Source organism: Geobacillus kaustophilus, from assembly GCF_000948285.1.
GTDB classification, from domain to species: Bacteria; Bacillota; Bacilli; order Bacillales; family Anoxybacillaceae; genus Geobacillus; species Geobacillus thermoleovorans_A.
Map to the genome: position 1 here is coordinate 1356616 of NZ_JYBP01000003.1, position 22553 is coordinate 1379168.

A 22553-nucleotide genomic window follows, 5' to 3' on the forward strand; every position below is an offset into this window, starting at 1 on the left:
TTTTATAGATTTCGTTCTTTCAACAGCGCAAGCATTTCTTTTACAATTTCTTTCATCGCCAGCGTTGACATGACATGGTCTTCCGCATGCATAAGAAGCAACGTAAGATTTGTTTCTTCTCCGCCCGCTTCTTTTTGAATGAGCTGAAAATGAACATCGTGGGCGACGCTTAAATCTTGTTCTGCTTCTTGGATCAGCCGTTCCGCCTCCCTAGTTTGGCCCACCCGATATTCGCGGATGGCTTGGACGATTTTGCTGCGAGCATTGCCGCTATGCAAAATCAACTGGAAAGCGACTTGTTCATTGGTGAGTTGATTGACATCGATTTTTTCCATCTCACTTGTCCTCCATCAATTTTAATGCCTGCTCGTAAACTTTTTTGCCATCCGCCATTCCGTAAGCGACCATGTCAATGACATCGACTTGAATCCCGTATTTTTGCGCTTCTTTTTGCAATTCCTCTTTCAAGAAGCTCATTTGTGGACCAATAAGGACGACATCGGCTTTGGCCATCTCTTTTTTCGCCTGATCTTGGCCGACCGCCCAAATTTCTGCCTCATCACCGATGGATTTGGCGTACTCCTGCATTTTCGTCACTAACAAGCTTGTCGACATCCCAGAACTGCACGCCAGCAAAATCCGCTTCATCGTTCATTCCTCCCCTTTGCATTTAGTTAAACAAATGATATCGTTTTCAATTTAAATTATATACCTTTAATTTTATTTGTCTAGTCATTTAATGAAAAAGATTAATATTTTTAATTTCCTCCCTTTAATCGTGCAGCCAAAAAAAACAGCGCGCACAGACTTGCTATGCGCGCAAATACCTATGGATCTCTCTGCCCATTATCCCTAGTCGGCAACGCTGCTGGTTGCACCACACCGGCATGCAGCCTAGCGGTCTTCTGTATGCGAAACAACCTTTCAAGAACGCATCCGAAAATGCGCATTCATTTGCCCTTTTAACATCCGCTCGCGCAGCTCTTTCGTCATCTCCTGGCGGATTTCCCACGTTGATACACCTTCCTCGCGTTGGTTGGCGATTCTCATCAACTGTTCCACATCGGCGAACGAATATTTGCGAATTCCTTTGGAACGGTCAGGGAACACAAGCTTCCGTTCCTCGTAATAACGAATTTGTCGCTGCGACAGCCCGGTCAGTTCGCTGACGACACCGATCGAAATGACTTTTTTATATTTGTAATGATCCTCTTGCGGATGAGCAACCATTTTCCTCACCTCATTACGTTACTTTTTCTAACGTAATTATACAAAAAATAACGATTCTTCGCTAAATTTTGTAAATAAAATTAACATATTTTTTAAATTTCCTGTAAATGAGCTTAACACGTTCGCTGTAGACTGAAGAAAAAGATGATATCGTAAAGGTAAAAACAGGGAGGGAGATGAATGGGAACTTGGATGCGAAGCGCAGTGCGGAAGAAAAAGCAGTTTTACATCGAACGGCTGATGCAGTTCGGCTTAGCCACTGACCGAGAGCGGCTCGAAGAGTGGACGATGGCCGAACTGCGCCGCGAATATGAGCGATTCCATCCCACCCACACCATGGAAGGAGGACGCCGCCATGGACAAACAAGCACTCGAACTAGCGAAGCGCATCATTGAACTTGACCTCGAGCGCGACGCCATGTTTGAACAGCTGATCGCGCTCGTCGGCAATCAAGCGGATGAACTGCTTCGTTTTTTGCAAAACCGATTGTAAAACGATCGCAAATGAGAAAGTGCCCTGAATTTCTTCACGGGCACCTTCTCTCATCATCATTCTTCAACAGAAAGCGTTACATCGATATTTCCACGAACGGCTTTGGAATACGGGCACACTTGATGGGCTGCATGCACAAGCTCTTCAGCCGTCTGGCGATCGACCCCCAAAACGTGCACCCGAAGAACAACGGCCAACTGAAAGCCGCCATCCGCCTCATCTTTTCCAAGAATCACTTGAGCCGTCACTTCCGTTCCTTCCACCTTCACCTTTCTTTGGCGGATGACTAAATTCAATGCGCTGTCAAAACAAGCGGCATACCCAGCGGCAAACAACTGTTCAGGATTCGTGGCGCCCCCTGGCCCTCCAAGTTCTTTCGGCATTTTGACGTCTAACGAAAGCACCCCATCGTTAGACACAACTTTCCCATTCCGCCCACCTTGCGCTTTCACTGACGTCTGATACAGTGGCTGCATATTCCGTTTCTCCTCTCTCGAATTAAATTGTACACAATTTAATTTTAAAAAATATAACACAAAAACACAAGATTTAATTTGACCATGAAGAATGTTGTTCATCATTCAGCCGCACAAGCAACGACCGCAGCAGCACCAACAATTCGCTCCACTCTTTATTGGAAAGCCCCACTCGTTTGACAATTTCTTCTGGTATGCATTGTGCCTTTTGTTTGATTTTCTCGCCCTGTTCTGTTAAAATAACGCGCACAACTCGTTCGTCTTCTGACGATCTCAACCGTTGAACGAGACCATTCTCCTCCATTCTTTTCAACATTGGCGTTAGTGTGCCGGAATCCAAATACAATCGTTTTCCAAGCTCTTTCATCGTCGTCTCCCCTTGTTCCCACAACACGAGCAAAACGAGATATTGGGGGTATGTAATCCCTATTTTTTCAAGAAAAGGACGATATAACTTCGTCAATTCACGAGAACAAGCATAAATGGCAAAACAAAGCTGATGGTCTAAACGCAGCGCATGATCATTTGACACGATTCCTTCCTCCATTTCTTTTCAAGGTTGGACACCCGCCTCCTTCTCCCTATTATATCGATCCTCCTCTCCGTCTAAAACCCGTTGGAGGCTTTCCGAAGGAAGATGATTAAGAAGGCTCTGTCTTTTCCTTACAGAGGAGAGAGCCTTCCGAAATCAGTGCCAAGAATGGAAAAACTTAAGAAACGCCGCAAAATCGCCCCCTCATTGTCAATTTAAAGAAAGGACTGTTTTCCACCAGCTTTTTTTCGTTCCATCAAGAGATTTCTTTTGAAAGTTTCCTACATCTTTTTAGGAGCACCATTCATTCTGCTGCTTTTTGAGAGAAAGGTTCGACCGCAACCGTCGTCCCTTGAAGGCGACGAGCAACCATCACCGCGATCATGAAAACGAAAGCAAGCATCCAAAATCCATACGCCGAAGAACCGCTCCATTGCTTCATCACCCCGAGCACGTTCGGCAGCAAAACCCTCCCAGTCCGCCAGCGGCGCCAATGATGCCTGTCAACAAGCCGACTTCTTTCGGAAACCACGTCGGAACAACTTGGAACAACGCGCCGTTCGCCGCGCCAAAACAAAGGAAAAGAGCAACCATCAATCCGAACAGGACGAAAAGAGACGGCAATGTGCCGATGCAAGCCAGCAACAAAGTCCCAGCGGCAAACAACAAGGAAAGAAGCCGCATTCCCCCGATCCGGTCGGCGATGTAGCCGCCAATCGGCCGGATGAAACTGCCAGCGAACACAACGGCGGTGACGAAATCGCCGGCCGTGACTTTGCTGACGCCGTATTCATCAAAGAAGAAAATGCCGAGGTAACCCGTCAATCCAACAAAACCGCCGAATGACAAACTGTAAAAGAAACAAAACAGCCATGATTCTTTGCGGCAAAGGACGGTTCCGTATTCGCGCATGGGTACGGGCTTCGACGCTGTCGGACATTCACGCGCCAGCCAAGCGAACAAAAGGAAGACGACAACAAGCGGCACCGAACACCGCGTTCCATCCATACGCTTCCGCCAGCCGCGGGCCAAACAATGTCGCCAGCACCGTTCCGCTGTTGCCCGCCCCGGCGATCCCCATGGCCAGCCCTTGGTATTCTTTCGGATACCAGCGGCTTGCAAGCGGCAAGGCAACGGCAAAGCTGGCTCCACCTACGCCAAGCAAAAACCCGAGCCTATATACATCCGACATATGATCAGCGAACTGCCATCCCCACACAAGCGGCATAGCCGTCACCGCCATGCCGAACAATCCGGCCCGCTTCCCGCCCCAGCGGTCCGCCAACACCCCCATCGGAATGCGAAGCAGCGCCCCGCCCAACACTGGAATGGCGACCATCAGCCCTTTTTCCGCCGGTGTGAGCGCAAACTGTTCCGCGACAAACACCCCGAGCGCACCAAGCTTCGATAGCCCGGCAGCTGGTCCGCTTTTTGCCCATGCTCGCGGCCGCCTTGTCCGTTCCCTTGCCCGGTGATCGATCCAAAACCCGAACCGGGCCGGCCGATTTTCCCTGTCGCCAATACGACATTAATCCAGTGTCTGACCGCCGCATAGCCGTCCGCTTGCTGTTCAAGGCCGCGGGCGGTGAGCACGATCGCTTCGGCCGCCTCCCCGTACTTTCGTGCCGCCAAGCGGATCTTCTCGGCCGGCACGTCGGTCACCCGGACGATCTCGTCCATATCCACCGCTTCCATCTGCTGTTTCCATTCGGCAAACCCAACCGTCCGTTCACGCACAAATGTTTCATCAATATATCCTTCTTTGAGCAACACTTTCCCAATGCCGATGGCCAACGCCACATCCGTTCCGGGTTTAAGCGGCAGATGCAAATCCGCCAACGCCGCCGTTTTCGTTTCCCGCGGATCCACCACGATGATAAAAGCTCCGTTTTTCTTCGCTTCGTAAAAATACGGCATCAACGTCGGCTGGCATTCGGCGATATTGGTCCCAGCCAAAATGATCGTACGAGCGAGAGGAATATCGGACAACGGATTCGTCAACTCACGGTCAAGACCGAATGCGTCGTTCATGGCAGCAGCGGCCGCCGACATGCAAAAACGGCCGTTGTAGTCGATGTACCGCGTCTTGAGCGCCACGCAGGCAAATTTCCCAAGCAAATACGCCTCCTCGTTCGTCAATCCTTGTTCATAAAGCGGGGCGACCAAGCCGTAGACAACGCCGCGATGTTCTGCGCACTCGCCAACCGCGTAAATGTGCGGCACACTCGTTTCCAAGTAGTCATTGACAACGATTCCTCGATTCACCTCAATGCCGCTTCTCCGTGCTAAATCAACATTCGGACGAATGCCGACCGCCATCACCACCAAGTCGGCGGCAATGGACGTACCGTCCTTAAATCGCACTCCTTCCACACGGCCGTTGCCGAACAATTCGGCCGTCTCTTTGCGAAGTAAAAAGTTCATCCCTTGTTTCTCCAGCTCCCGCTGCAACAGCTTCGAAGCGGTGGGATCAAGCTGACGCTCCATCAAATAATCAAAAATGTGGATGACATCAACGTCCATCCCTAAGTTGAGCAACCCGCGCGCTACCTCTAAGCCAAGCAAGCCGCCGCCGATGACCGCCGCTTTTTTGTACGTCTTCGCATATTCGATCATCCGCTCGCAATCTTGGATATCGCGAAACGCCGTCACCCCGGGCAAATCGGCTCCCGGCACCGGCAAGATAAACGGGTTCGAACCCGTGGCTAAAATCAATTCATCGTATTCGACTACCCGCCCGCGGTCAGTCCGGACAAGCCGCTCTTCGTGATCGATGTCCGTCACCGTTTCGCCGGCAAGCAGCCGAATGCCGTTTTGTTCGTACCATTCCCAACTGTTCAAGGTAATGTCATCAAGGCGCGTATCTCCTTGTAGCACCTTTGACAACAAAATCCGGTTATAGTTCGGATGCGGTTCGCTGCCAAAAATCGTGATCTCAAACGCCTCACGGTCGAGTTTTAAAATCTCCTCGATGCAGCGAACCCCCGCCATGCCGTTGCCGATTAACACGAGTTTTCGTTTCACGTCGCCATCCCTCCATCTTCATCCCGTGTTCCACTTTCTCACTGTTAACGATGCAGCCAAAGCCGGATCGTCATCACCAGCAGCCCCCATAATCCGACCGCTCTTGTTCGCATCACCCTCATATTCCCCCTTTGCCTTGGTTGTGCCCATCATATCATGCCAAAAACGAAGCATGCATTTTTACGTAAGATTATATAACACAATTTTAACAAAAAACATGAGTAATCGCATAAAAATCAGAATTAATATACGGATTCATCATAATAACGTAACTTTTTATAACATAAAAAGATGCACAAAAAAGCGGCCTTCCGTCTGGTGGAGCGGAGGCCGCTTCTTATTGGAGGTTGCTCATTAGGGGGACATCAGTGAATCGGACGGGATTCCAGCAGTTCATCGATGATGCGCGCGTAGTGATCAATGCGCCGTTCAAGCTCCTCCATCTGCCGCTCAAGGCGGGTGATGTATTGACGGAAGGTCATCGGAACGCCGTATCGCTGTTCAAGCCGCTTTTCGATTCGCTGCCGCTCGCCGTGGACAGAGACGAAGATGCGCATCTCGCGGCCAAACACTTCGCGTACGGTTTCACTGATGAGTTCGCCATATCTTGTTTGCAGCCATTCACATTGAATCTCGTTTAGGCATTCGATGATGAGCCAATCCTCATCCACCGTCGCGGACGTCGAAGCAAACCAAGTGTCAAATGACGGGCCGGACAATTTTTGCGCAAGCTTCGTTTTCACTTGCTCCCAAAGATGATGCTCCTTCACACAGTCACCTCCTTTCATCTACTCACCTGGCTGCCATAGATGTTCGCGCAATTTCGCCCGAATGTCATCCGGAATCGGCTCGGGCCTCCCGGTGTCAAAGTTGAAATTGACGTACACCGCCCGCCCTTTGGCGCAGACCACACCGTTTTGATGAATTTCTTCATAAATCGTAAGGCTTGTGTTGCCGATGCGTTCAATGCGGGTATACACTGTCACATCTTGCCCATAATACATTTGGTTGACATAATCGACTTCCATGCGGATGATCACCATTCGCCAACGTTTGAATGACAAGTCAGGCGTAAATAGTTTAAAAATTTCATGCCGCCCCGCTTCAAACCAAACGGGCACGGTCGTATTGTTAATATGGCCGACGCCGTCCGTCTCCGACACGCGCGGCGTAATGACGGTAGTAAACATGAATTCTCCTCCTCAACAGCTATCGAATATTCCGACTCATCGTCGTTCCCATCTTGTCGAATTTAGGCGACTTATGTATATTGGTTCGCTCCAACGTGTGGAAATTCCTGCTTCACCATCAAGAAAACGAGGAAAACGTTGCGCTTTGAGCGGAAAAGAGGATGAACGCGGTGTCCGACATCGGAAGTGGCCCCTATTTCCAACTACAAAGAAAAAACAGGAGCCTGAAGCAGCCCCTGTTTTTTCTTCTCACCCTTTGTTCGGTTCCACGATCGTCCCGGCAAACGCTGCTTGATAAATCGCGCGGATGTCGGCTTCCAAAAGCGGCATCGGGCTGCGGGCGAGCAGCCGTTTTTGCTTGGTGGCATCTTTCGTCAGGCTTTCTAGCGCGCTTTCGGGGATGCCAAAACCGCCGAGCGTCTTCGGAATGCCGACGTCGGCGACGATGCGCTCGAGTTCCTCGACGCAGCGGTGCGACGCCTCTTCTTCCGACAAAAAGGTGGAGTTGCCGCCAAGGGCGTTTAAAATATCAGCCATTCGTTTCGTGCAGCTTTGGCGGATGTAACCCATCACATACGGTAAGAGCACGGCATTCGATTCGCCATGGGCGATATGGAACTGTCCGCCGAGCGGATATGCGAGCGCATGCACGCCCGCCACCCCGGCGTTGAAAAACGCCAAACCGGCCAAATAGCTGCCGTTCGCCATATCGATGCGCGCCTGTTTGTCTGTCCCGTTCTCCACCGCCTTTCGAAGCGACCGGGAGATGAGACGCATGGCCTGCAACGCCAATCCGTCCGATGTCGGGCTCGCGTTCACCGACACGTACGCCTCCACCGCATGGGTAAGCGCATCAATCCCCGTCGCCGCCGTCACCCGCGGCGGAACAGAAACAGTGAGTTGCGGGTCGACGATCGCCACATCGGCCAACAAATAGTCATGCGTCACGACGTCTTTCGTCGTTTCTAAGGACAAGACGGAGATGTTCGTCACTTCCGAGCCAGTACCCGATGTTGTCGGAATTAAAATTTTCGGCAGCCCTCTTTTCTCGAGCGTTCTTGTTCCCGTCAAGTTCAAATAATCGGCAACCGAACCTTCATGCACGGCCAAAACAGCGGCCAGCTTGGCCAAATCCATCGCGCTGCCGCCACCGACGCCGATGACGAGATCAAACTCTCCGTCGCGGACAAACGCCACCGCCTTCTCCCCCGTTTCAAGCGGCGGCTCCGGCACGACGTCCGTATATACATGCACGTTGCACCCTGCTTGCCGGAGCGGGGACGTCACTTGCTCGACGAGGCCGATTTTTTCAAGCGCTGGATCGGTGATCACCAACACGTGTGCTGCCCCAAGCCTTTTTACTTCCGGAACTAACTGCGTAAGCGCCCCCCAGCCGACATAGCTGAGCGGCGGAAAGACGATGCGAGATGCGGTCATGGTTTCCTCTCCCCCTTATTCAGCATTTTTTCGGAAGAATGAACGCGTTTTCTTTCGATCCGCATAACCAAACTCCTATGCTTGCCAAGCTTCCTCGAGCTCCCGCTTCAGCTCTTCGACAAGCTCCGCCGCCGGAAGCTCCCGCGCCAGCCGATATCCCGTCCCGGCCCAAAGCGACATTCCCTCCGGGTCGCCTGCCTTGGCGGATGCGGCGCGCAGCGGCTTCGTCATATGGTGCACATGTGGATACGCTGCCGGCGCTAGGACGCGATACTCCGCCATAAACCGGTTCACAAGCCCGCGCGCCGGCCGGCCGGTAAACGCCCTCGTCACGGCCGTTTCGGCAAAACGCGGATCGGCAAGCGCCTGTTTATGAAGCGGGTGCGCCCCGCTTTCCGGGCAGCGCAAAAACGCCGTCCCGAGCTGCACCGCGCTCGCCCCGGCTTGGAGCGCCGCCGCAATGCCACGCCCATCCATGATCCCGCCCGCCGCCGCGAGCGGAACCCGGACCGCTGCCCGCACTTGGGCCAGCAGCGGAAACAACTCGAGCGCCTCATCCTTTTCCGGATCGTTGCCAAACGAAGCGCGATGCCCTCCCGCTTCCGCCCCTTGCACACAAAGCGCATTCGCCCCGGCTTCGGCGGCCATTTCGGCTTCCTCCACCGCCGTGACCGTCACGATCACAAACGATCCTGCCTTTTGCAAGGCAGCGATCACCTCTTTGTCTGGGCAGCCGAACGTAAAGCTCGCGACCGGCACCCGCTCCTCGAGAAGCACGTCGAGCTTCGCTTCCCAATCATCGTCATCCCATTTCGGCTCGCCGACCGCTGCCCCAAGCCGCTCCGCCTCAGCCGCCAGCACGGCGCGGTAGCGTTCGAGCGCCTCCTCATCCACTGTTTTGTCCCCCGGCACAAACACATTCACCCCAAACGGCCGGTCCGTCAACGTCCGCAGCTCATGAATTTCCTTCTTCATGGCCTCCGCCGTCTTGTACCCGCCAGCCAAAAACCCAAGCCCGCCGGCGTTGGACACCGCCGCGGCCAGTTCAGGCGTCGACACCCCGCCTGCCATCGGCGCTTGAATGATCGGGATGGGAAGTGTAGAGAACATGGCAATACCCTCTTTCTGCATTAGCGGTTGTCCTATCCTCATTTACGGTTTCTTAACTCTTTCGCGTTTTACTCAAGAAATTCCTTCATCGTTGCATATAGGAGCATTTTGATTCTCCTACAAAGGGATAAAAAACTGATACGGCGAAGAAATAACGAGACACAGGCTGTCTTTATGAAAGACTATGACGGGGATCAAATAATGAAGCAACTAAAAACCAAAATCGAAAACAACGAGGAACTAACAGAACGAGATGAGTTGAATCTTATCTTTTTACCCTTGATGAAAAGTACTGTAGACTGTTCAGAACGAGCAATTGAGGCAGTAGAATTAGCCCAAAAGATTACAGATCCAGAAAAACAATTCCGCTTATTGTCAACGATTATTGCTGTGTCGGACAAATTTATCGATGAGAAATACGTTGAAAGACTAATGGAGGCGATCAAAATGGTGAGAGTACTTCGGGAATTGGAAAAAAGAGCAGAGCTGAAAGGGAGAATTTTTGAAAGCCAACAAGCCATCAAAAAATATATGAAAGCCCGGTATGGAGCAGCGGCAAAAGAAATACAGGACAAAGTAGATACGATCACCGATTTGTATATATTGACCCATCTGTTAGATGACATTTTCGGAGCTGAAACACGTGAAGAAATCGAACGACTAATCGACGAAGCGATCACAAAACAATCACAGATGAACCAAAGCACAAAACAGTTGGAAAAATAAAATGCTTCTCCCCCAACCCACCAGCCGGTTTGGGGGAGAGAAGTCACGGCCGAAACGCCTTTAACCGTTTCGCCAGTTCTTTCGTACGCGGATATACATCGCGATAAATCGCAAACAGCTCTTTGTATTTCGCCACCGCATCCGGCCGCGGTTCGACGATGGAATCGACTTGTTTGAACGCGTCGGCGCATTCCTTGAGCGAATCAAACCAGCCGACGCCGCAGGCGGCGATCATCGCGGCGCCCAGTCCCGGCCCTTGTTCGTTTTTCAGTTTTTCCACCGGGATGCCGAAAATATCGGCTTGGATTTGCAGCCACTCAGCGCTTTTCGCCCCGCCGCCGATCGAGACGACCGAATCGATCGTTTTGCCGCTCGCTTTGATGATCTCCACCGACTCGTTGAGCGAGAATGTAATGCCTTCGATGACCGCGCGGGCGAAATCCCATTTCGTCTGCGCCGAATCAATGCCGACAAACGACCCGCGAATATCGGCGTCGGCATAAGGCGTCCGCTCGCCGACCAAATATGGCGTAAACAACAAGCCGTTGGCGCCAATCGGCGACTCAGCGGCGCGCTTGACGATCTCGGCAAACGGCACGTCCTCGGCAAACGTCCGCTTCCACCAGTCAAAGCTGTAGCCCGCCGCCAGCGTCACCCCCATAATATAGTAGGCGTTCGGCTCGGCATGGTTGAAGTAATGCACTCGTCCAGCGAAATCTTTTTCCCCACTTTGTTCATACGCCAAGACGACGCCGGATGTGCCGATGCTTGACATCATGCGGCCTTCTGCCAAAATGCCCGCGCCAACCGCGCCGCAGGCGTTGTCCGCCCCGCCGGCAAACACTTTCACCGATACCGGCAGCCCCGTCTGCTCGGCCACCTCCGGGCGCAGCGTCCCGACGAACGCCGTCGCCTCGACAAGCGGCGGGCAAAGCGTGAGATCGACGCCGACCGCACGGGCGATCGCCTCGCTCCACGTTTTCGTTTTGATATCCAACAGCAGCGTCCCCGCCGCATCCGATACATCCATCGCCATGTGCCCGGTCAAGCGGAAGCGGACATAATCTTTCGGCAACAAAAACACCCGCGCCCGCTCGTACCGCTCAGGCTCATGCCGCTTCACCCAAAGAAGCTTCGGCAACGTGAATCCTTCCAGCGCCTCATTTTTGGCAATGGAAAGCAACTGATCGCGGCCGACCTTTTCTTCAATGATCCGACACTCTTCCGTCGTTCGCGTGTCGTTCCATAAAATCGCGTTGCGCACGACGTTCCCGTCGCCATCAAGTAGCACAAGCCCGTGCATTTGCCCAGAAAAACTCAAGCCCACGACCGACTCCGGAGAAATGCCCGCCGTTTCCCAAACGCGGCGCAACGCCGTAATCGTCTTCTCCACCCAATCGTCCGGGCGCTGCTCACTATAGCCGGAATGAGGCTGGTAGAGGGGATAGGACTCGGTCCATTCCCCTCTGACTTGCCCATTGCGGTCGACAAGCAACACTTTCACCGCACTTGTTCCTAAATCGACGCCAATGACATATTCCACGCTCATCCCTCTTTCACGAACGAGATCCACTCGGCGCGCTGACTTCGAGCAAATATTGATTCAGCAACGTTTTCAAGCGCTCAAGACGTCCGGACGTATTGCGAATGTCGCCAAGCTGCAAGGCGTACTCCTCAAGCTTTTTGAAGTCCGCCGTCCCTTCGACGATCTCGCGGCCGATGCCTTCTGTATAGCTTTTGTACCGTTCTTCGATGAACTGTTCAAACACGCGGTCTTCCAGCAAGCGATGAGCGACTTTCAACCCGATCGCAAAGCTGTCCATCCCGGCAATATGAGCGTAGAACAAGTCTTCCGGTTCAAACGAGCCTCTTCGCACTTTCGCGTCAAAGTTCAAGCCGCCGCGCCCAAGGCCGCCGTTTTGCAAAATTTCATACATCGCCAACGTCGTCGTATACAAATCGGTCGGGAATTCGTCCGTATCCCAGCCAAGCAGCGTATCGCCTTGGTTCGCATCGACCGAGCCCAACATGCCATGAATGCGGGCGACGCGCAGCTCATGCTCAAACGTATGCCCGGCCAATGTCGCATGGTTCGCTTCAATATTGAATTTGAAATGATCTTTCAACCCATACGTCTGCAAGAACGCCAGCGCCGTGGCCACGTCAAAATCGTATTGATGCTTCGTCGGCTCTTTCGGCTTCGGCTCGATCAAAAACTGACCGTCAAAACCGATTTCTTTCGCATAGTCGACCGCCATACGCAAGAAGCGGGCCAAATTGTCAAGCTCCAGTTTCATATCCGTGTTCAGCAGCGTCTCATAACCTTCCCGTCCGCCCCAGAACACGTAGTTTTCCGCCCCGAGCCGCTTCGCGATCTCCAACCCTTTTTTCACTTTTGCCGCCGCATAGGCGAACACGTCAGCGTTACACGACGTCGCCGCCCCGTGAACGAAGCGCGGATGGCTGAACAAGTTCGCCGTATTCCAAAGCAGCTTCGTTTTGCTTGTTTTCATGTATTCTTCAATCATATCGACAATTTCATCCAAATTTTTGTACGTCTCGCTAAGCGTTTCCCCTTCTGGAGCGATGTCGACGTCATGGAAGCAGAAAAACGGAACGTTCAGCTTTTCAAACAGCTCAAACGCCGCCTCGACGCGCGCCTTCGCCAGATCCATGCCGCTGTACTTATTCCATGGACGAATCATATTGCCGACGCCAAACGGATCCGACCCATCCCCCGTAAACGTATGCCAATAGGCCACTGAAAAGCGCAAATGCTCCTCCATTGTTTTGTCGCCGACTTTTTCTTCTGGATTATAAAACTTAAACGCCAACGGATTGCGCGACTCCGGTCCTTCATACGCAATCTTGCCGATATTCGGAAAATAAGCCATGCCTAGGTCCCCCTTCATCATGAATCAAGTTCAATCAGCGAAAATGGCTTGCTTCGGTTTTATTATAACGCTTTCACATTTGTTTGTCTATCATATAAACAAAGTATTCTACAATTCTTTGTACAAAAAGTAGTCGAAATCGGCGTAGTTGTTTTGTCCTGAACCGTCCCGGCAATGCATGCCGACAAACGCCCCGGTAAACGCCGCGCGGCTTTTGATATAGTCGTCTGACAGTTTATACGATTCAAAGGTGACGGGAATCTCTCTCCAATTCACCCCATCGAAAGAGTACGCATAGTTGTACGTGGCCGTTTGTACGTTCACCCGTAAATACACATACTCGACATCATCAGGGACGACAATTTCTTGACCGCGCAACGGCTGGTCAACAACAAGATGGTCGCACGCCATTAACTCGAGAATCCGTCCTTTTTCCTCATGCCATGTCAATTGCAGCGTTGTCCAGTTTTGCGTATTATAGTAGTTCACGAGCCCAGCCGATTGTTGGATAGTCGTCGGACGAAACGCGACTTTCGTTTCCGCAACAAAGGTAAAATGCTGCCATCGTCTGGCGACAAACGCCTGTGTAAACCGGGAAGTGAGCGATTCCCTTCCGTACAGCCGCAAATGTCCCGGACGGGCCTTTAAGGTAGCGATGTCTTCCCCTAAAGGAATTCGTAATGTTTGAAAATGGTGGTTTAATGTATCACCATCAAAATCATCTTTTTCATCGTAATCGTTTTCCCACGGAACTTCTTTAACGTTCGGCCCGTCAATTTCTAACGAAGGACCGTTTCCCCCGACCACATAAGGCCATCCATTTTTCCATTCAAGCCGCTGAATCGCCGTTTCACGTCCGAGCGGACAATAACCGCGATGTTCGAGCAGCGGCTGGCCCTCCCTTGGTAGCGGCCGGCCGGTTAAGTGCACGAGAAACCACTCATCCGTATGAGTATGGACAATCGAAGCATGACCAGCCTTTTGCAGCGGGTTTCGCGGATAAGGCCAAGACGTAAGCAACGGGTTGTCCGGATGCACCTCATATGGCCCATAGAGCGAGGTTGACCGGGCAATCGTTGCCGCATGGTTGTATCGCGTTCCCCCTTCCGCCGTCAATAAATAATAATAACCATTGATTTTATACAAATGCGGCCCTTCTGTAATTCTTAAGTCCGTTCCTTTGAAAATAATTTTCGGCTCACCAACCAATTTTTTCTGTTCCACACTGTATTCTTGAAGCACAATCCCGTAAAACGGATGATGGCCGACGCGGTGATCCCAATACATATTCACCAAGTATTTTCTTCCGTCCTCATCGTGAAAGAGAGACGGGTCAAACCCAGAGCTATTTAAATAAATCGGATCCGACCACTCGCCATCGATCGTGTCGCACGTCACAAGATAGTTGTGCCCATCCTTCCACTGGCCTTCGACAACTTTCACATCCGTATAAATGAGCCAAAACTTCCCGTCGCTGTACGACAAATGCGGCGCCCAAACGCCCCCGGAATCCGGGTTTCCGATCATATTCAATTGGCTTAACCGATTCAATGGCCGCGCCACCAAACGCCAATTCTTTAAATCTTTCGAATGGTAAATTCTCACCCCCGGAAACCACTCAAACGTCGAAACCGCAATGTAATAGTCGTCTCCCGCCCGGCAAATGGATGGATCGGGATGGAAGCCGGTTAAAATAGGATTTTTAATTTTGGACAATTGTACTCGTCCCCCTTTCTAAGGATGTATGTATGATTAATTTATTATCTAGACCTAACCCACTCAAACCCAATCTCCCTCAAAAACGCTCTTGCCAAAATCATATGTCCCACAACGGACGGGTGAACCCGATCCCAAGCGAGCGCAGCCGGGTAAAGCGTCTTTAATACTTCATTGAAAGCTGCTTGGGTATCGACGAATAAACTGTTTGTTTCTTCCGCAATTTGCTTGACAACACGGCCATATTGATCCATTGTTCGGCGCATGGGATCCTGTTCATTTCCTTCGATATAAAACGGTGTCATCAAAATGATTCCTTTCACAAGCGGCTTCGTCTCGAGCACAAGGCTGCGGAGCGTCGCTTCATATTCATCCAAGTATACATGTTTTTCTTTCATGAACGGCAAATCATATTGCCGCCAAACATCGTTAATGCCGATCATAATCGATACCCAGTCTGGCTTTTGGTCGATGACATCTTGTTTCCATCTTGCTTTCAAATCTCGCACTGTATTGCCGCTGACCCCTTTATTGACGACGCGAATGCCTAGTTCGGGGTAAACCGCTTGCAAGAGGCCATCCACATAAGCGACATATCCCGTGCCCAACGCTCCGAATGATCCTTCTCCCTCTGGCCGAGCGCGGCCGCAATCAGTGATCGAATCACCAATAAAGAGCAATTTTTCGCCAGAGCCGATTTTCATTCTCCTCTTTTCCTCCCTTGAAGTCCTATTCAAATCACCTGAAAAATCGGTCGCTCTCGAAGAAAATGGACGGGGATATCCGGAAACTGCTCCCCTAGCCATTCGGCCAAATACTTCATGCCTGGCTCTTCGCTTTCCGCATGTCCCAGTACAATCAACGCCTTTTGTCTTCCTTGGTACACGGCATCCCGAATATATTCGGGCGTCTCCCATTCAGGCCCCTCTCCATACATAATCGCATCGAGATGTTCCTGTTCAAACAATGGAATCGACAATGCTCCGCTGCCTCGGTACCCCACCAATATCCCTATGCGGGTGCATGGTACAGATAAATCTCCGGCGATACGTACAAAGGGAATGCTCAACATTTCCTTCGCATATTCAGCCACTTCCTTTGCCGTCATGCGGGGAATCGCTACAATCGCAGCGGTCGGCAAATATTTAGAAACATATGACTCCCATTCCAAAGCGCGAATGAAACCGACCATGATTCCATCCGGTTGATGTCGATGCCAATAATCATGAAAGCGGTAGATTGCAATGCCCGACTCGCGGATCAAGCGAATCTTTTCCTGATATACCGAGTCCTTTTGCATCATTTCGGTGTTGTCAGTATGGCTATAAAATAATCCTTCATGAGTAATGAGCAGATTGGCCTCCATTGAGACGGCTTGTTGGATCACACGATATGTAGGCATGAAGCTCGTTGCAATCCCCTTCACTTCCATGTTAGGGTCGCCATGCTGAAGAGTATCCATGGTATTTGGAATTTTTCCAACCGATGCCGTTAATCGCTCTATCACATCTTGAACAGTAGTTGCCATAATTCTGCTCCTCTCGCCTGTTACGTCAGCTGTTATGAAATCCACTTCTCCATGTTTATTCATGAAAAATAAGTGGTAAGCAACGATTTTAATTTTAGACTACTTTGTTCTGACTCTCTGAAGATATCGTTCCGCTACTCTAAAATCTTATTTTGTTTCTCCTTCTCGAAAATAACGGCTAAAAACATTGCAACTAAGTATGTTTTGCATTCAAACTAATTATATACCGAATTTTTTTAATTTTCAAGTATATCGTTCGTACATCATCATCCAGTAAAAAGAGTGCTGTCCGTTTTCACTGTTGAGACAAATATTCGCTGCCGTTACATCACCGAACTTCCAACCATATTATGCATGTCTATGAAAATGGGATATCCCCCGTCATTGATCTTCTCTCTCATCAATCGCTTTCTATAAACGAAGTCATTGAAAAACTAACGCTTCAAAGAGGGGGGTAGATCTTTTTAACTAAATTTAATAAAATATAACGAATAGTTAGTATATTTAATTTACAAACAAAGATAACATTGATAAAATAATGAAGCGGGAATGAAAGGTAGCAACTTGTGCCTTCTAAAAGGAAAACCCTTTCATCCCTATCAACCATATAATAAAGAATGAGGGGGAATAGTATGCGGAACGTCGTGCGTAAACCATTGACAATCGGACTCGCTTTAACACTATTATTGCCCATGGGAATGACGGCAACATCAGCGAAGAATGCAGATTCCTATGCGAAAAAACCTCACATCAGCGCATTGAATGCCCCACAATTGGATCAACGCTACAAAAACGAGTTCACGATTGGTGCGGCAGTAGAACCTTATCAACTACAAAATGAAAAAGACGTACAAATGCTAAAGCGCCACTTCAACAGCATTGTTGCCGAGAACGTAATGAAACCGATCAGCATTCAACCTGAGGAAGGAAAATTCAATTTTGAACAAGCGGATCGAATTGTGAAGTTCGCTAAGGCAAATGGCATGGATATTCGCTTCCATACACTCGTTTGGCACAGCCAAGTACCTCAATGGTTCTTTCTTGACAAGGAAGGCAAGCCAATGGTTAATGAAACAGATCCAGTGAAACGTGAACAAAATAAACAACTGCTGTTAAAACGACTTGAAACTCATATTAAAACGATCGTCGAGCGGTACAAAGATGACATTAAGTACTGGGACGTTGTAAATGAGGTTGTGGGGGACGACGGAAAACTGCGCAACTCTCCATGGTATCAAATCGCCGGCATCGATTATATTAAAGTGGCATTCCAAACAGCGAGAAAATATGGCGGCAACAAGATTAAACTTTATATCAATGATTACAATACCGAAGTGGAACCAAAGCGAAGCGCTCTTTATAACTTGGTGAAGCAATTAAAAGAAGAGGGCGTTCCTATTGACGGCATCGGCCATCAATCCCACATTCAAATCGGCTGGCCTTCTGAAGCAGAAATCGAGAAAACGATTAACATGTTCGCCGCTCTCGGCTTAGACAACCAAATCACTGAGCTTGATGTGAGCATGTACGGTTGGCCGCCGCGCGCTTACCCGACGTATGACGCCATTCCAAAACAAAAGTTTTTGGATCAGGCAGCGCGCTATGATCGTTTGTTCAAACTGTATGAAAAGTTGAGCGATAAAATTAGCAACGTCACCTTCTGGGGCATCGCCGACAATCATACGTGGCTCGACAGCCGTGCGGATGTGTACTATGACGCCAACGGGAATGTTGTGGTTGACCCGAACGCTCCGTACGCAAAAGTGGAAAAAGGGAAAGGAAAAGATGCGCCGTTCGTTTTTGGACCGGATTACAAAGTCAAACCCGCATATTGGGCTATTATCGACCACAAATAGACAGCCAAAAGCACATAGGTGTCTCCAGCAAAGAAGAGGATGTCTCAACAACAACGAGGCATCCTCTTTCTAATATATGCCGTATTGAACGAATTCACTTCTATATCCGGTGTTTCATCGAGAAGACAAGCATCCTTTTAAACCAGCCTTTTTAATCGCTTGTGCTGACAACGCCTTAGTCCGCTTAAGCATCTTTTAAGCCTTGATGAATCTTTTCCTACGTCCCCTTAAGGGCAGGCGTTCCTATCATCCCTCTTGTTTTCTGACCTGCAGCCTTTCTTCTGTTTTGCGAAATACACGCAATGCGCCGCTCATCACCACCAAGGCGAGCAAACTGATGCTGAAAAACGGGATCAGCCCTGGAATATACATCAATAAGACGAACAAGACCCCAACACTCATCAGCATCACGAGCGTCATGAGTGGATTGGCCATTCCAATGAGAAAGGCATATTTGATATATTGCCAAAAGCGCAATTCGTAATGCACATAGATCGGAAATACATATAAAAGCGTCACTGTATAAAAAATGAAAATGACCAGCAAAGCAACAGAAAACGGAAATCTCCATTCTATTGGCACGTGGGCGAGGTATAAAAGATCGATATAGAAAATATACGCTGCCGCCATCAACAAAAGCCCAATCCGGTTCGCCCGCCAAAATTCACCTTTATACGTACGAACGAATGTTTTCAGCACTGGAACATCGTGATCGTGAAAGAGAAGCCACTTCCTTACGATCGTAAACAGCGCCACCGTCGCCGGCGCAATGCCGAGAATGACAAGGCCAAAGACGGTAAAGACAAGCCATAATAGATTGATGTATGCAAGTCTTGTAATCCATTCACAAGCCCGATACAACTTTCCATCTAGCAAACCGGTGCGCATGATTCATCCACCCTTTTCGTCCTTTCTTGCTTTTTACCAGTATATCATAAGTCAAAAAAAGAGGGGAGGCTTTGTTTACCCTCCCTTCAAACTCCGGCATAAGCCAAAAAGCCGCCATCAACAGGAACAGTCGTTCCAGTGACAAATCCGCTCATTTGATCATCCACAAGCCAAAGCAAAGTCCCCAGCAAGTCTTCCGGCTTGCCGAGCCGCCGCATTGGTGTATGCATCAAAATTTTTTTCGTCCGCTCTGTATACGATCCGTCAGGATGTTTCAAAAGATGTTCATTTTGTTTCGTCAAAAAGAACCCCGGGGCAATCGCATTGACGCGAACCCCGATCTCGGCGACATGCACAGCCAACCATTTCGTGAAGTTTTCAATTCCCGCTTTAGCCGCACTGTACGCCGGCACTTTCGTCATCGGCCGCGGAGCGCTCATCGAGGAAATATTAATGATGGTTCCCCCTCTGCCCACCATCTGTTTGAGAAAATGCTGCGTCGGGATGATCGTCCCAAGAATATTTAAATCAAAAACATAGGAAAACCCTTCTGTCGTCAAATCGAAAAACGTTGTAATGTCTTGATTCTCTAGATCCTGCAACTCGAGTATTTCCTTTGTCGTAATGCCCTGCGGATGGTTTCCGCCTGCCCCATTAATCAGGACATCGCACGGCCCGTAAACGTCCGCTACCATTTCTGCCGCCTGTTTGACGCGTTCAACATCCAGAACATCGCACGAAATGGCCAGCGCCTCACCCCCTCGCTCTTCAATTTCATTCTTGATTCTTTCAGCTTTCTCGAGCGTTCGGTTTAAAAGCGCCACTTTCATTCCTTGGCGGGCCAGCTCTTTCGCCATGCAGCTGCACAATACCCCACCCCCGCCCGTTACGACTGCTACCTTTCCTTTTAAACTTGGATGGATCGGGAGCATGCCTTCTCACCTTCCTGCTTCTTTTTTTCATTCTCCAAACTATCCCAAATGCCAAGCAAGTACATAATGCCAAGCGCCCGGTCGTACAACCCGTAACCTGGACGAGCTTGTTCCCCCCAAATCATTCGGCCGTGATCTGGTCGAATGTACCCTTGAAAATCAGCTTCATGCAACGCTTTCACGATCTCGCATATATTCAACGAACCGTCGCAACTGCGATGAGACGTTTCCTCAAAATCGCCGTTCGCGTGAATTTCGACATTCCGGACGTGGGCAAATGGTACTCGTCCCATTCGCAAAAAGTGGCGGAAAATGTCCGGAACATCGTTGGCCGGATTGGCTCCAAGCGATCCGGAGCATAATGTCAACCCGTTCGCCGGGCTGTTGACCATATGAACGATTCGATCCAAATTCTCCTTATTGGTCGCAATCCGCGGCAATCCGAACACCGACCAGGGCGGATCATCAGGATGGAGAGCCATCCGAACGCCCCACTCTTCCGCTACTGGAACGATTTGTTCCAAAAAGTAACGCAAATGATCAAATAGATCATCTTCGGTTACCCCTTTATATAGCGAAAAAAGAGGCTTGATTGTTTTCAAGCGTTCCGGTTCCCATCCCGGAAGCAAAAACCCGTTCGCTCCGCTTTCAATGCGGCGGATCATTTCCTCCGGATCGATTTGTTCAATCTTTTGTTTCTCATAGGCGAGCACCGTCGACCCGTCAGGCCGCCTTTTGGCTAAATCAGAACGGGTCCAGTCAAAAATCGGCATAAAGTTGTAACAAATCACTTTCACTCCTGCTCTCGCCAAGTTGCGAATCGTTTGTTTATAGTTTTCAATATATCGATCTCGCGAGGGTAAACCAAGTTTAATATCTTCGTGGACGTTGACGCTCTCAATGACTTCAAGATGAAATCCTTTTTCATTTACCTGCCGTTTGAGTTCCAATATATCATCAAGCGGCCATACTTCACCGACTGGAATATGATATAGAGCTCCAACGATTCCTTCAACTCCTGGAATTTGCCGAATATGATCTAATGAAACAGTATCATGTTCCTTTCCGAACCAGCGAAACGTCATTTTCATTCTGATCTCATCCCCCACTCACGCCGACTTGAAAGTATTGTTTCGCGTTGAAGTAACATACATCTTGAACGATTTTCCCTAAAAAATCATAGTCTTGCGGCACCTCTCCTTTTTCAATCCATGAACCGATCAAATTGCATACAATTCTGCGAAAATACTCGTGGCGTACATAAGACACAAAACTCCTTGAATCGGTCAACATTCCGACAAACGTGCTGAACACACCGACATTGGCAAGATCCGTCAAGTGTCTGATGATGCCATCTTGATGATCATTGAACCACCAAGCTGCGCCAAATTGAACTTTCCCTTTTACTCCTTCTGATTGAAAATTGCCGACCGTTGAGGCGACAATATAGTTATAAGCAGGGTTTAATGTGTACACAATCGTTTTTGGCAGTTGATCGCGACACTCTAGCTCATTAAGAAAGGCATTTAACGGCTGGGCAAGGAAAAAGTCATGAATCGAATCATATCCTGTATTCGGACCAAGACGCTGAAACATCTTTTCATTTGTATTTCGAATCGAACCGATGTGCAGCTGCATCACCCAACCAAGCGAGTGGTACAATCGGGCTAAGAAGCATAAAGTGAAAGTTTTATATTTTTCCTCCTCCTCACGGCTGAGGACAAATCCATTTTTTCGTTTTTGAAAAATATCGTTTGCTTCCTTCCATCCGCATTCTGAATACGGCATCGATTCTAAGCCGTGATCAGCCATCCGGCATCCTTTCTCGTGAAAATAACGCACTCGGCTTTCAATGGCTTGCAGCAGCTGATTGTAATCATGAATCGGCAGACCAGCTGCTTCCCCTAGCTTTCCCACATAGTCTAAAAACGAAGGGCGGTTGATTTCAATGACTGCATCAGGACGAAAAGACGGAACAATCTTTACTGGAAATGATGGATCTTGGGCGATTGCCTGATGATCAGCTAAATCATCGAGCGGATCGTCCGTTGTCCCAATCCACTCCACATTAGATTTGACCATGAAAGAGCGGGCTGAGAATCCTTCCTGTCTCAATAAAGCGTTGCAATGATCCCAAATTTCGCGCCACGTCCGCTCATTCAGAAGAGCATCCACTTGAAAATAGCGTTTTAGCTCTAAATGTGTCCAATGATAGAGTGGATTCCCGATGCAATACGGCACCGTTTTCGCCCATGCTTGAAACTTTTCCTCTGGAGAGGCGTTTCCGGTAATATACTTTTCTTCGACTCCCATCGCCCGCATCGCCCGCCATTTGTAATGATCCCCCTCGAGCCAAAGCTCCGTCATATCATGAAACCGCCGGTCTTCCGCAATCTCTTTTGCGCTCAAATGGCAGTGATAATCAATAATCGGCAATGATTTCGCATAGTCATGGTACAACACTTCGGCATGCTTGTTTTGCAACAAAAAATTTTCATGAATGAACGGCTGCACACTGTCT

General features: G+C 49.6%; 22 protein-coding genes and 2 pseudogenes. 4 read left to right on the forward strand and 20 right to left on the reverse strand.

The annotated features are described in order from the left end of the window. Positions 1 to 2: 2 nt before the first annotated feature. From LG52_RS07265 to LG52_RS07275, 3 genes are all read right to left on the reverse strand, one after another. A complete protein-coding gene (locus tag LG52_RS07265) occupies positions 3 to 335 on the reverse strand; it encodes a PTS lactose/cellobiose transporter subunit IIA (protein ID WP_044731424.1) in 333 nt (110 codons plus the stop codon). Position 336: 1 nt separating this feature from the next. After that, positions 337 to 648, reverse strand: a complete 312-nt coding sequence (locus LG52_RS07270; RefSeq protein WP_044731425.1) for a PTS sugar transporter subunit IIB — start codon at positions 646 to 648, stop codon at positions 337 to 339. A 276-nt stretch (positions 649 to 924) separates the two neighbouring features. Then, a complete protein-coding gene (locus LG52_RS07275) occupies positions 925 to 1230 on the reverse strand; it encodes a MerR family transcriptional regulator (protein ID WP_044731426.1) in 306 nt (101 codons plus the stop codon). Positions 1231 to 1410: 180 nt separating this feature from the next. On the opposite strand from LG52_RS07275, the gene LG52_RS18860 reads away from it, so the two are divergent. Both LG52_RS18860 and LG52_RS20125 read left to right on the forward strand, forming a co-directional pair. Next, on the forward strand, positions 1411 to 1626 hold the full coding sequence (locus tag LG52_RS18860; protein WP_075261720.1) for a Fur-regulated basic protein FbpA: 216 nt from the start codon (positions 1411 to 1413) through the stop codon (positions 1624 to 1626). Further along, on the forward strand, positions 1586 to 1723 hold the full coding sequence (locus LG52_RS20125; RefSeq protein ID WP_197071998.1) for a hypothetical protein: 138 nt from the start codon (positions 1586 to 1588) through the stop codon (positions 1721 to 1723). Before LG52_RS18860 ends, LG52_RS20125 begins: the two co-directional genes overlap by 41 nt. Before the next feature lie 56 nt (positions 1724 to 1779). Here LG52_RS20125 and LG52_RS07280 read toward each other — a convergent pair whose 3' ends face one another. The 8 genes and pseudogenes from LG52_RS07280 to LG52_RS07315 all read right to left on the reverse strand — a co-directional run bounded on the left by LG52_RS07280 (position 1780) and on the right by LG52_RS07315 (position 9492). Beyond that, positions 1780 to 2199 (reverse strand): organic hydroperoxide resistance protein, encoded by a 420-nt coding sequence (locus LG52_RS07280; RefSeq protein WP_044731427.1) that lies wholly within the window; start codon positions 2197 to 2199, stop codon positions 1780 to 1782. 73 nt (positions 2200 to 2272) lie between these two features. Beyond that, a complete protein-coding gene (locus tag LG52_RS07285) occupies positions 2273 to 2746 on the reverse strand; it encodes a MarR family winged helix-turn-helix transcriptional regulator (protein WP_044731428.1) in 474 nt (157 codons plus the stop codon). A gap of 289 nt (positions 2747 to 3035) precedes the next feature. Next, positions 3036 to 4133: pseudogene (locus tag LG52_RS07290) on the reverse strand (MFS transporter); the annotation flags it as partial. Continuing rightward, positions 4130 to 5755 (reverse strand): annotated as a pseudogene (locus LG52_RS20900) (FAD-dependent oxidoreductase); the annotation flags it as partial. The pseudogenes LG52_RS07290 and LG52_RS20900, both read right to left, overlap by 4 nt. A gap of 365 nt (positions 5756 to 6120) precedes the next feature. After that, positions 6121 to 6525: a DnaA N-terminal domain-containing protein gene (locus LG52_RS07300; protein WP_044731429.1), complete on the reverse strand. Its 405-nt coding sequence runs from the start codon at positions 6523 to 6525 to the stop codon at positions 6121 to 6123. 18 nt (positions 6526 to 6543) lie between these two features. Beyond that, positions 6544 to 6945 (reverse strand): acyl-CoA thioesterase, encoded by a 402-nt coding sequence (locus LG52_RS07305; protein ID WP_044731430.1) that lies wholly within the window; start codon positions 6943 to 6945, stop codon positions 6544 to 6546. Between the two features lie 249 nt (positions 6946 to 7194). Next, complete coding sequence (locus LG52_RS07310) at positions 7195 to 8382, reverse strand: iron-containing alcohol dehydrogenase (RefSeq protein ID WP_044731431.1); 1188 nt, start codon at positions 8380 to 8382, stop codon at positions 7195 to 7197. A gap of 75 nt (positions 8383 to 8457) precedes the next feature. Beyond that, positions 8458 to 9492: a nitronate monooxygenase gene (locus LG52_RS07315; RefSeq protein ID WP_044731432.1), complete on the reverse strand. Its 1035-nt coding sequence runs from the start codon at positions 9490 to 9492 to the stop codon at positions 8458 to 8460. A 201-nt stretch (positions 9493 to 9693) separates the two neighbouring features. Between LG52_RS07315 and LG52_RS07320 the strand changes: the two genes are divergently transcribed. Further along, entirely contained in the window at positions 9694 to 10218 is a 525-nt protein-coding gene (locus LG52_RS07320; RefSeq protein ID WP_128738870.1) for a hypothetical protein, read from the forward strand. Positions 10219 to 10261: 43 nt separating this feature from the next. On the opposite strand, the gene xylB is transcribed toward LG52_RS07320, so the two are convergent. The 5 genes from xylB to LG52_RS07345 form a co-directional block, all read right to left on the reverse strand. Beyond that, positions 10262 to 11761, reverse strand: coding sequence for a xylulokinase (xylB, locus tag LG52_RS07325; RefSeq protein WP_044731433.1), 1500 nt, complete (start codon positions 11759 to 11761; stop codon positions 10262 to 10264). Between the two features lie 13 nt (positions 11762 to 11774). Beyond that, positions 11775 to 13112, reverse strand: coding sequence for a xylose isomerase (gene xylA, locus LG52_RS07330; RefSeq protein WP_044731434.1), 1338 nt, complete (start codon positions 13110 to 13112; stop codon positions 11775 to 11777). Positions 13113 to 13220: 108 nt separating this feature from the next. Beyond that, positions 13221 to 14828 (reverse strand): glycoside hydrolase family 43 protein, encoded by a 1608-nt coding sequence (locus tag LG52_RS07335; RefSeq protein ID WP_044731435.1) that lies wholly within the window; start codon positions 14826 to 14828, stop codon positions 13221 to 13223. A gap of 44 nt (positions 14829 to 14872) precedes the next feature. Further along, entirely contained in the window at positions 14873 to 15532 is a 660-nt protein-coding gene (locus LG52_RS07340; protein ID WP_044731436.1) for an SGNH/GDSL hydrolase family protein, read from the reverse strand. Between the two features lie 29 nt (positions 15533 to 15561). Then, the gene (locus tag LG52_RS07345) at positions 15562 to 16356 is read right to left on the reverse strand and encodes a Nif3-like dinuclear metal center hexameric protein (RefSeq protein ID WP_044731437.1); all 795 of its coding nucleotides are present in this window, start codon (positions 16354 to 16356) and stop codon (positions 15562 to 15564) included. Positions 16357 to 16988: 632 nt separating this feature from the next. On the opposite strand from LG52_RS07345, the gene LG52_RS07350 reads away from it, so the two are divergent. Then, positions 16989 to 18212: an endo-1,4-beta-xylanase gene (locus tag LG52_RS07350; RefSeq protein ID WP_044731438.1), complete on the forward strand. Its 1224-nt coding sequence runs from the start codon at positions 16989 to 16991 to the stop codon at positions 18210 to 18212. A gap of 246 nt (positions 18213 to 18458) precedes the next feature. Here LG52_RS07350 and LG52_RS07355 read toward each other — a convergent pair whose 3' ends face one another. The 4 genes from LG52_RS07355 to uxaC all read right to left on the reverse strand — a co-directional run bounded on the left by LG52_RS07355 (position 18459) and on the right by uxaC (position 22546). After that, on the reverse strand, positions 18459 to 19100 hold the full coding sequence (locus LG52_RS07355; RefSeq protein ID WP_044731439.1) for a YesL family protein: 642 nt from the start codon (positions 19098 to 19100) through the stop codon (positions 18459 to 18461). Between the two features lie 86 nt (positions 19101 to 19186). Continuing rightward, positions 19187 to 20032, reverse strand: coding sequence for an SDR family oxidoreductase (locus LG52_RS07360; RefSeq protein ID WP_044731440.1), 846 nt, complete (start codon positions 20030 to 20032; stop codon positions 19187 to 19189). Beyond that, the gene (gene uxuA / locus LG52_RS07365; RefSeq protein WP_021321582.1) at positions 20008 to 21123 is read right to left on the reverse strand and encodes a mannonate dehydratase; all 1116 of its coding nucleotides are present in this window, start codon (positions 21121 to 21123) and stop codon (positions 20008 to 20010) included. Before uxuA ends, LG52_RS07360 begins: the two co-directional genes overlap by 25 nt. 7 nt (positions 21124 to 21130) lie before the next feature. After that, positions 21131 to 22546, reverse strand: coding sequence for a glucuronate isomerase (gene uxaC / locus LG52_RS07370; protein WP_044731441.1), 1416 nt, complete (start codon positions 22544 to 22546; stop codon positions 21131 to 21133). Between the last annotated feature and the right edge of the window lie 7 nt (positions 22547 to 22553).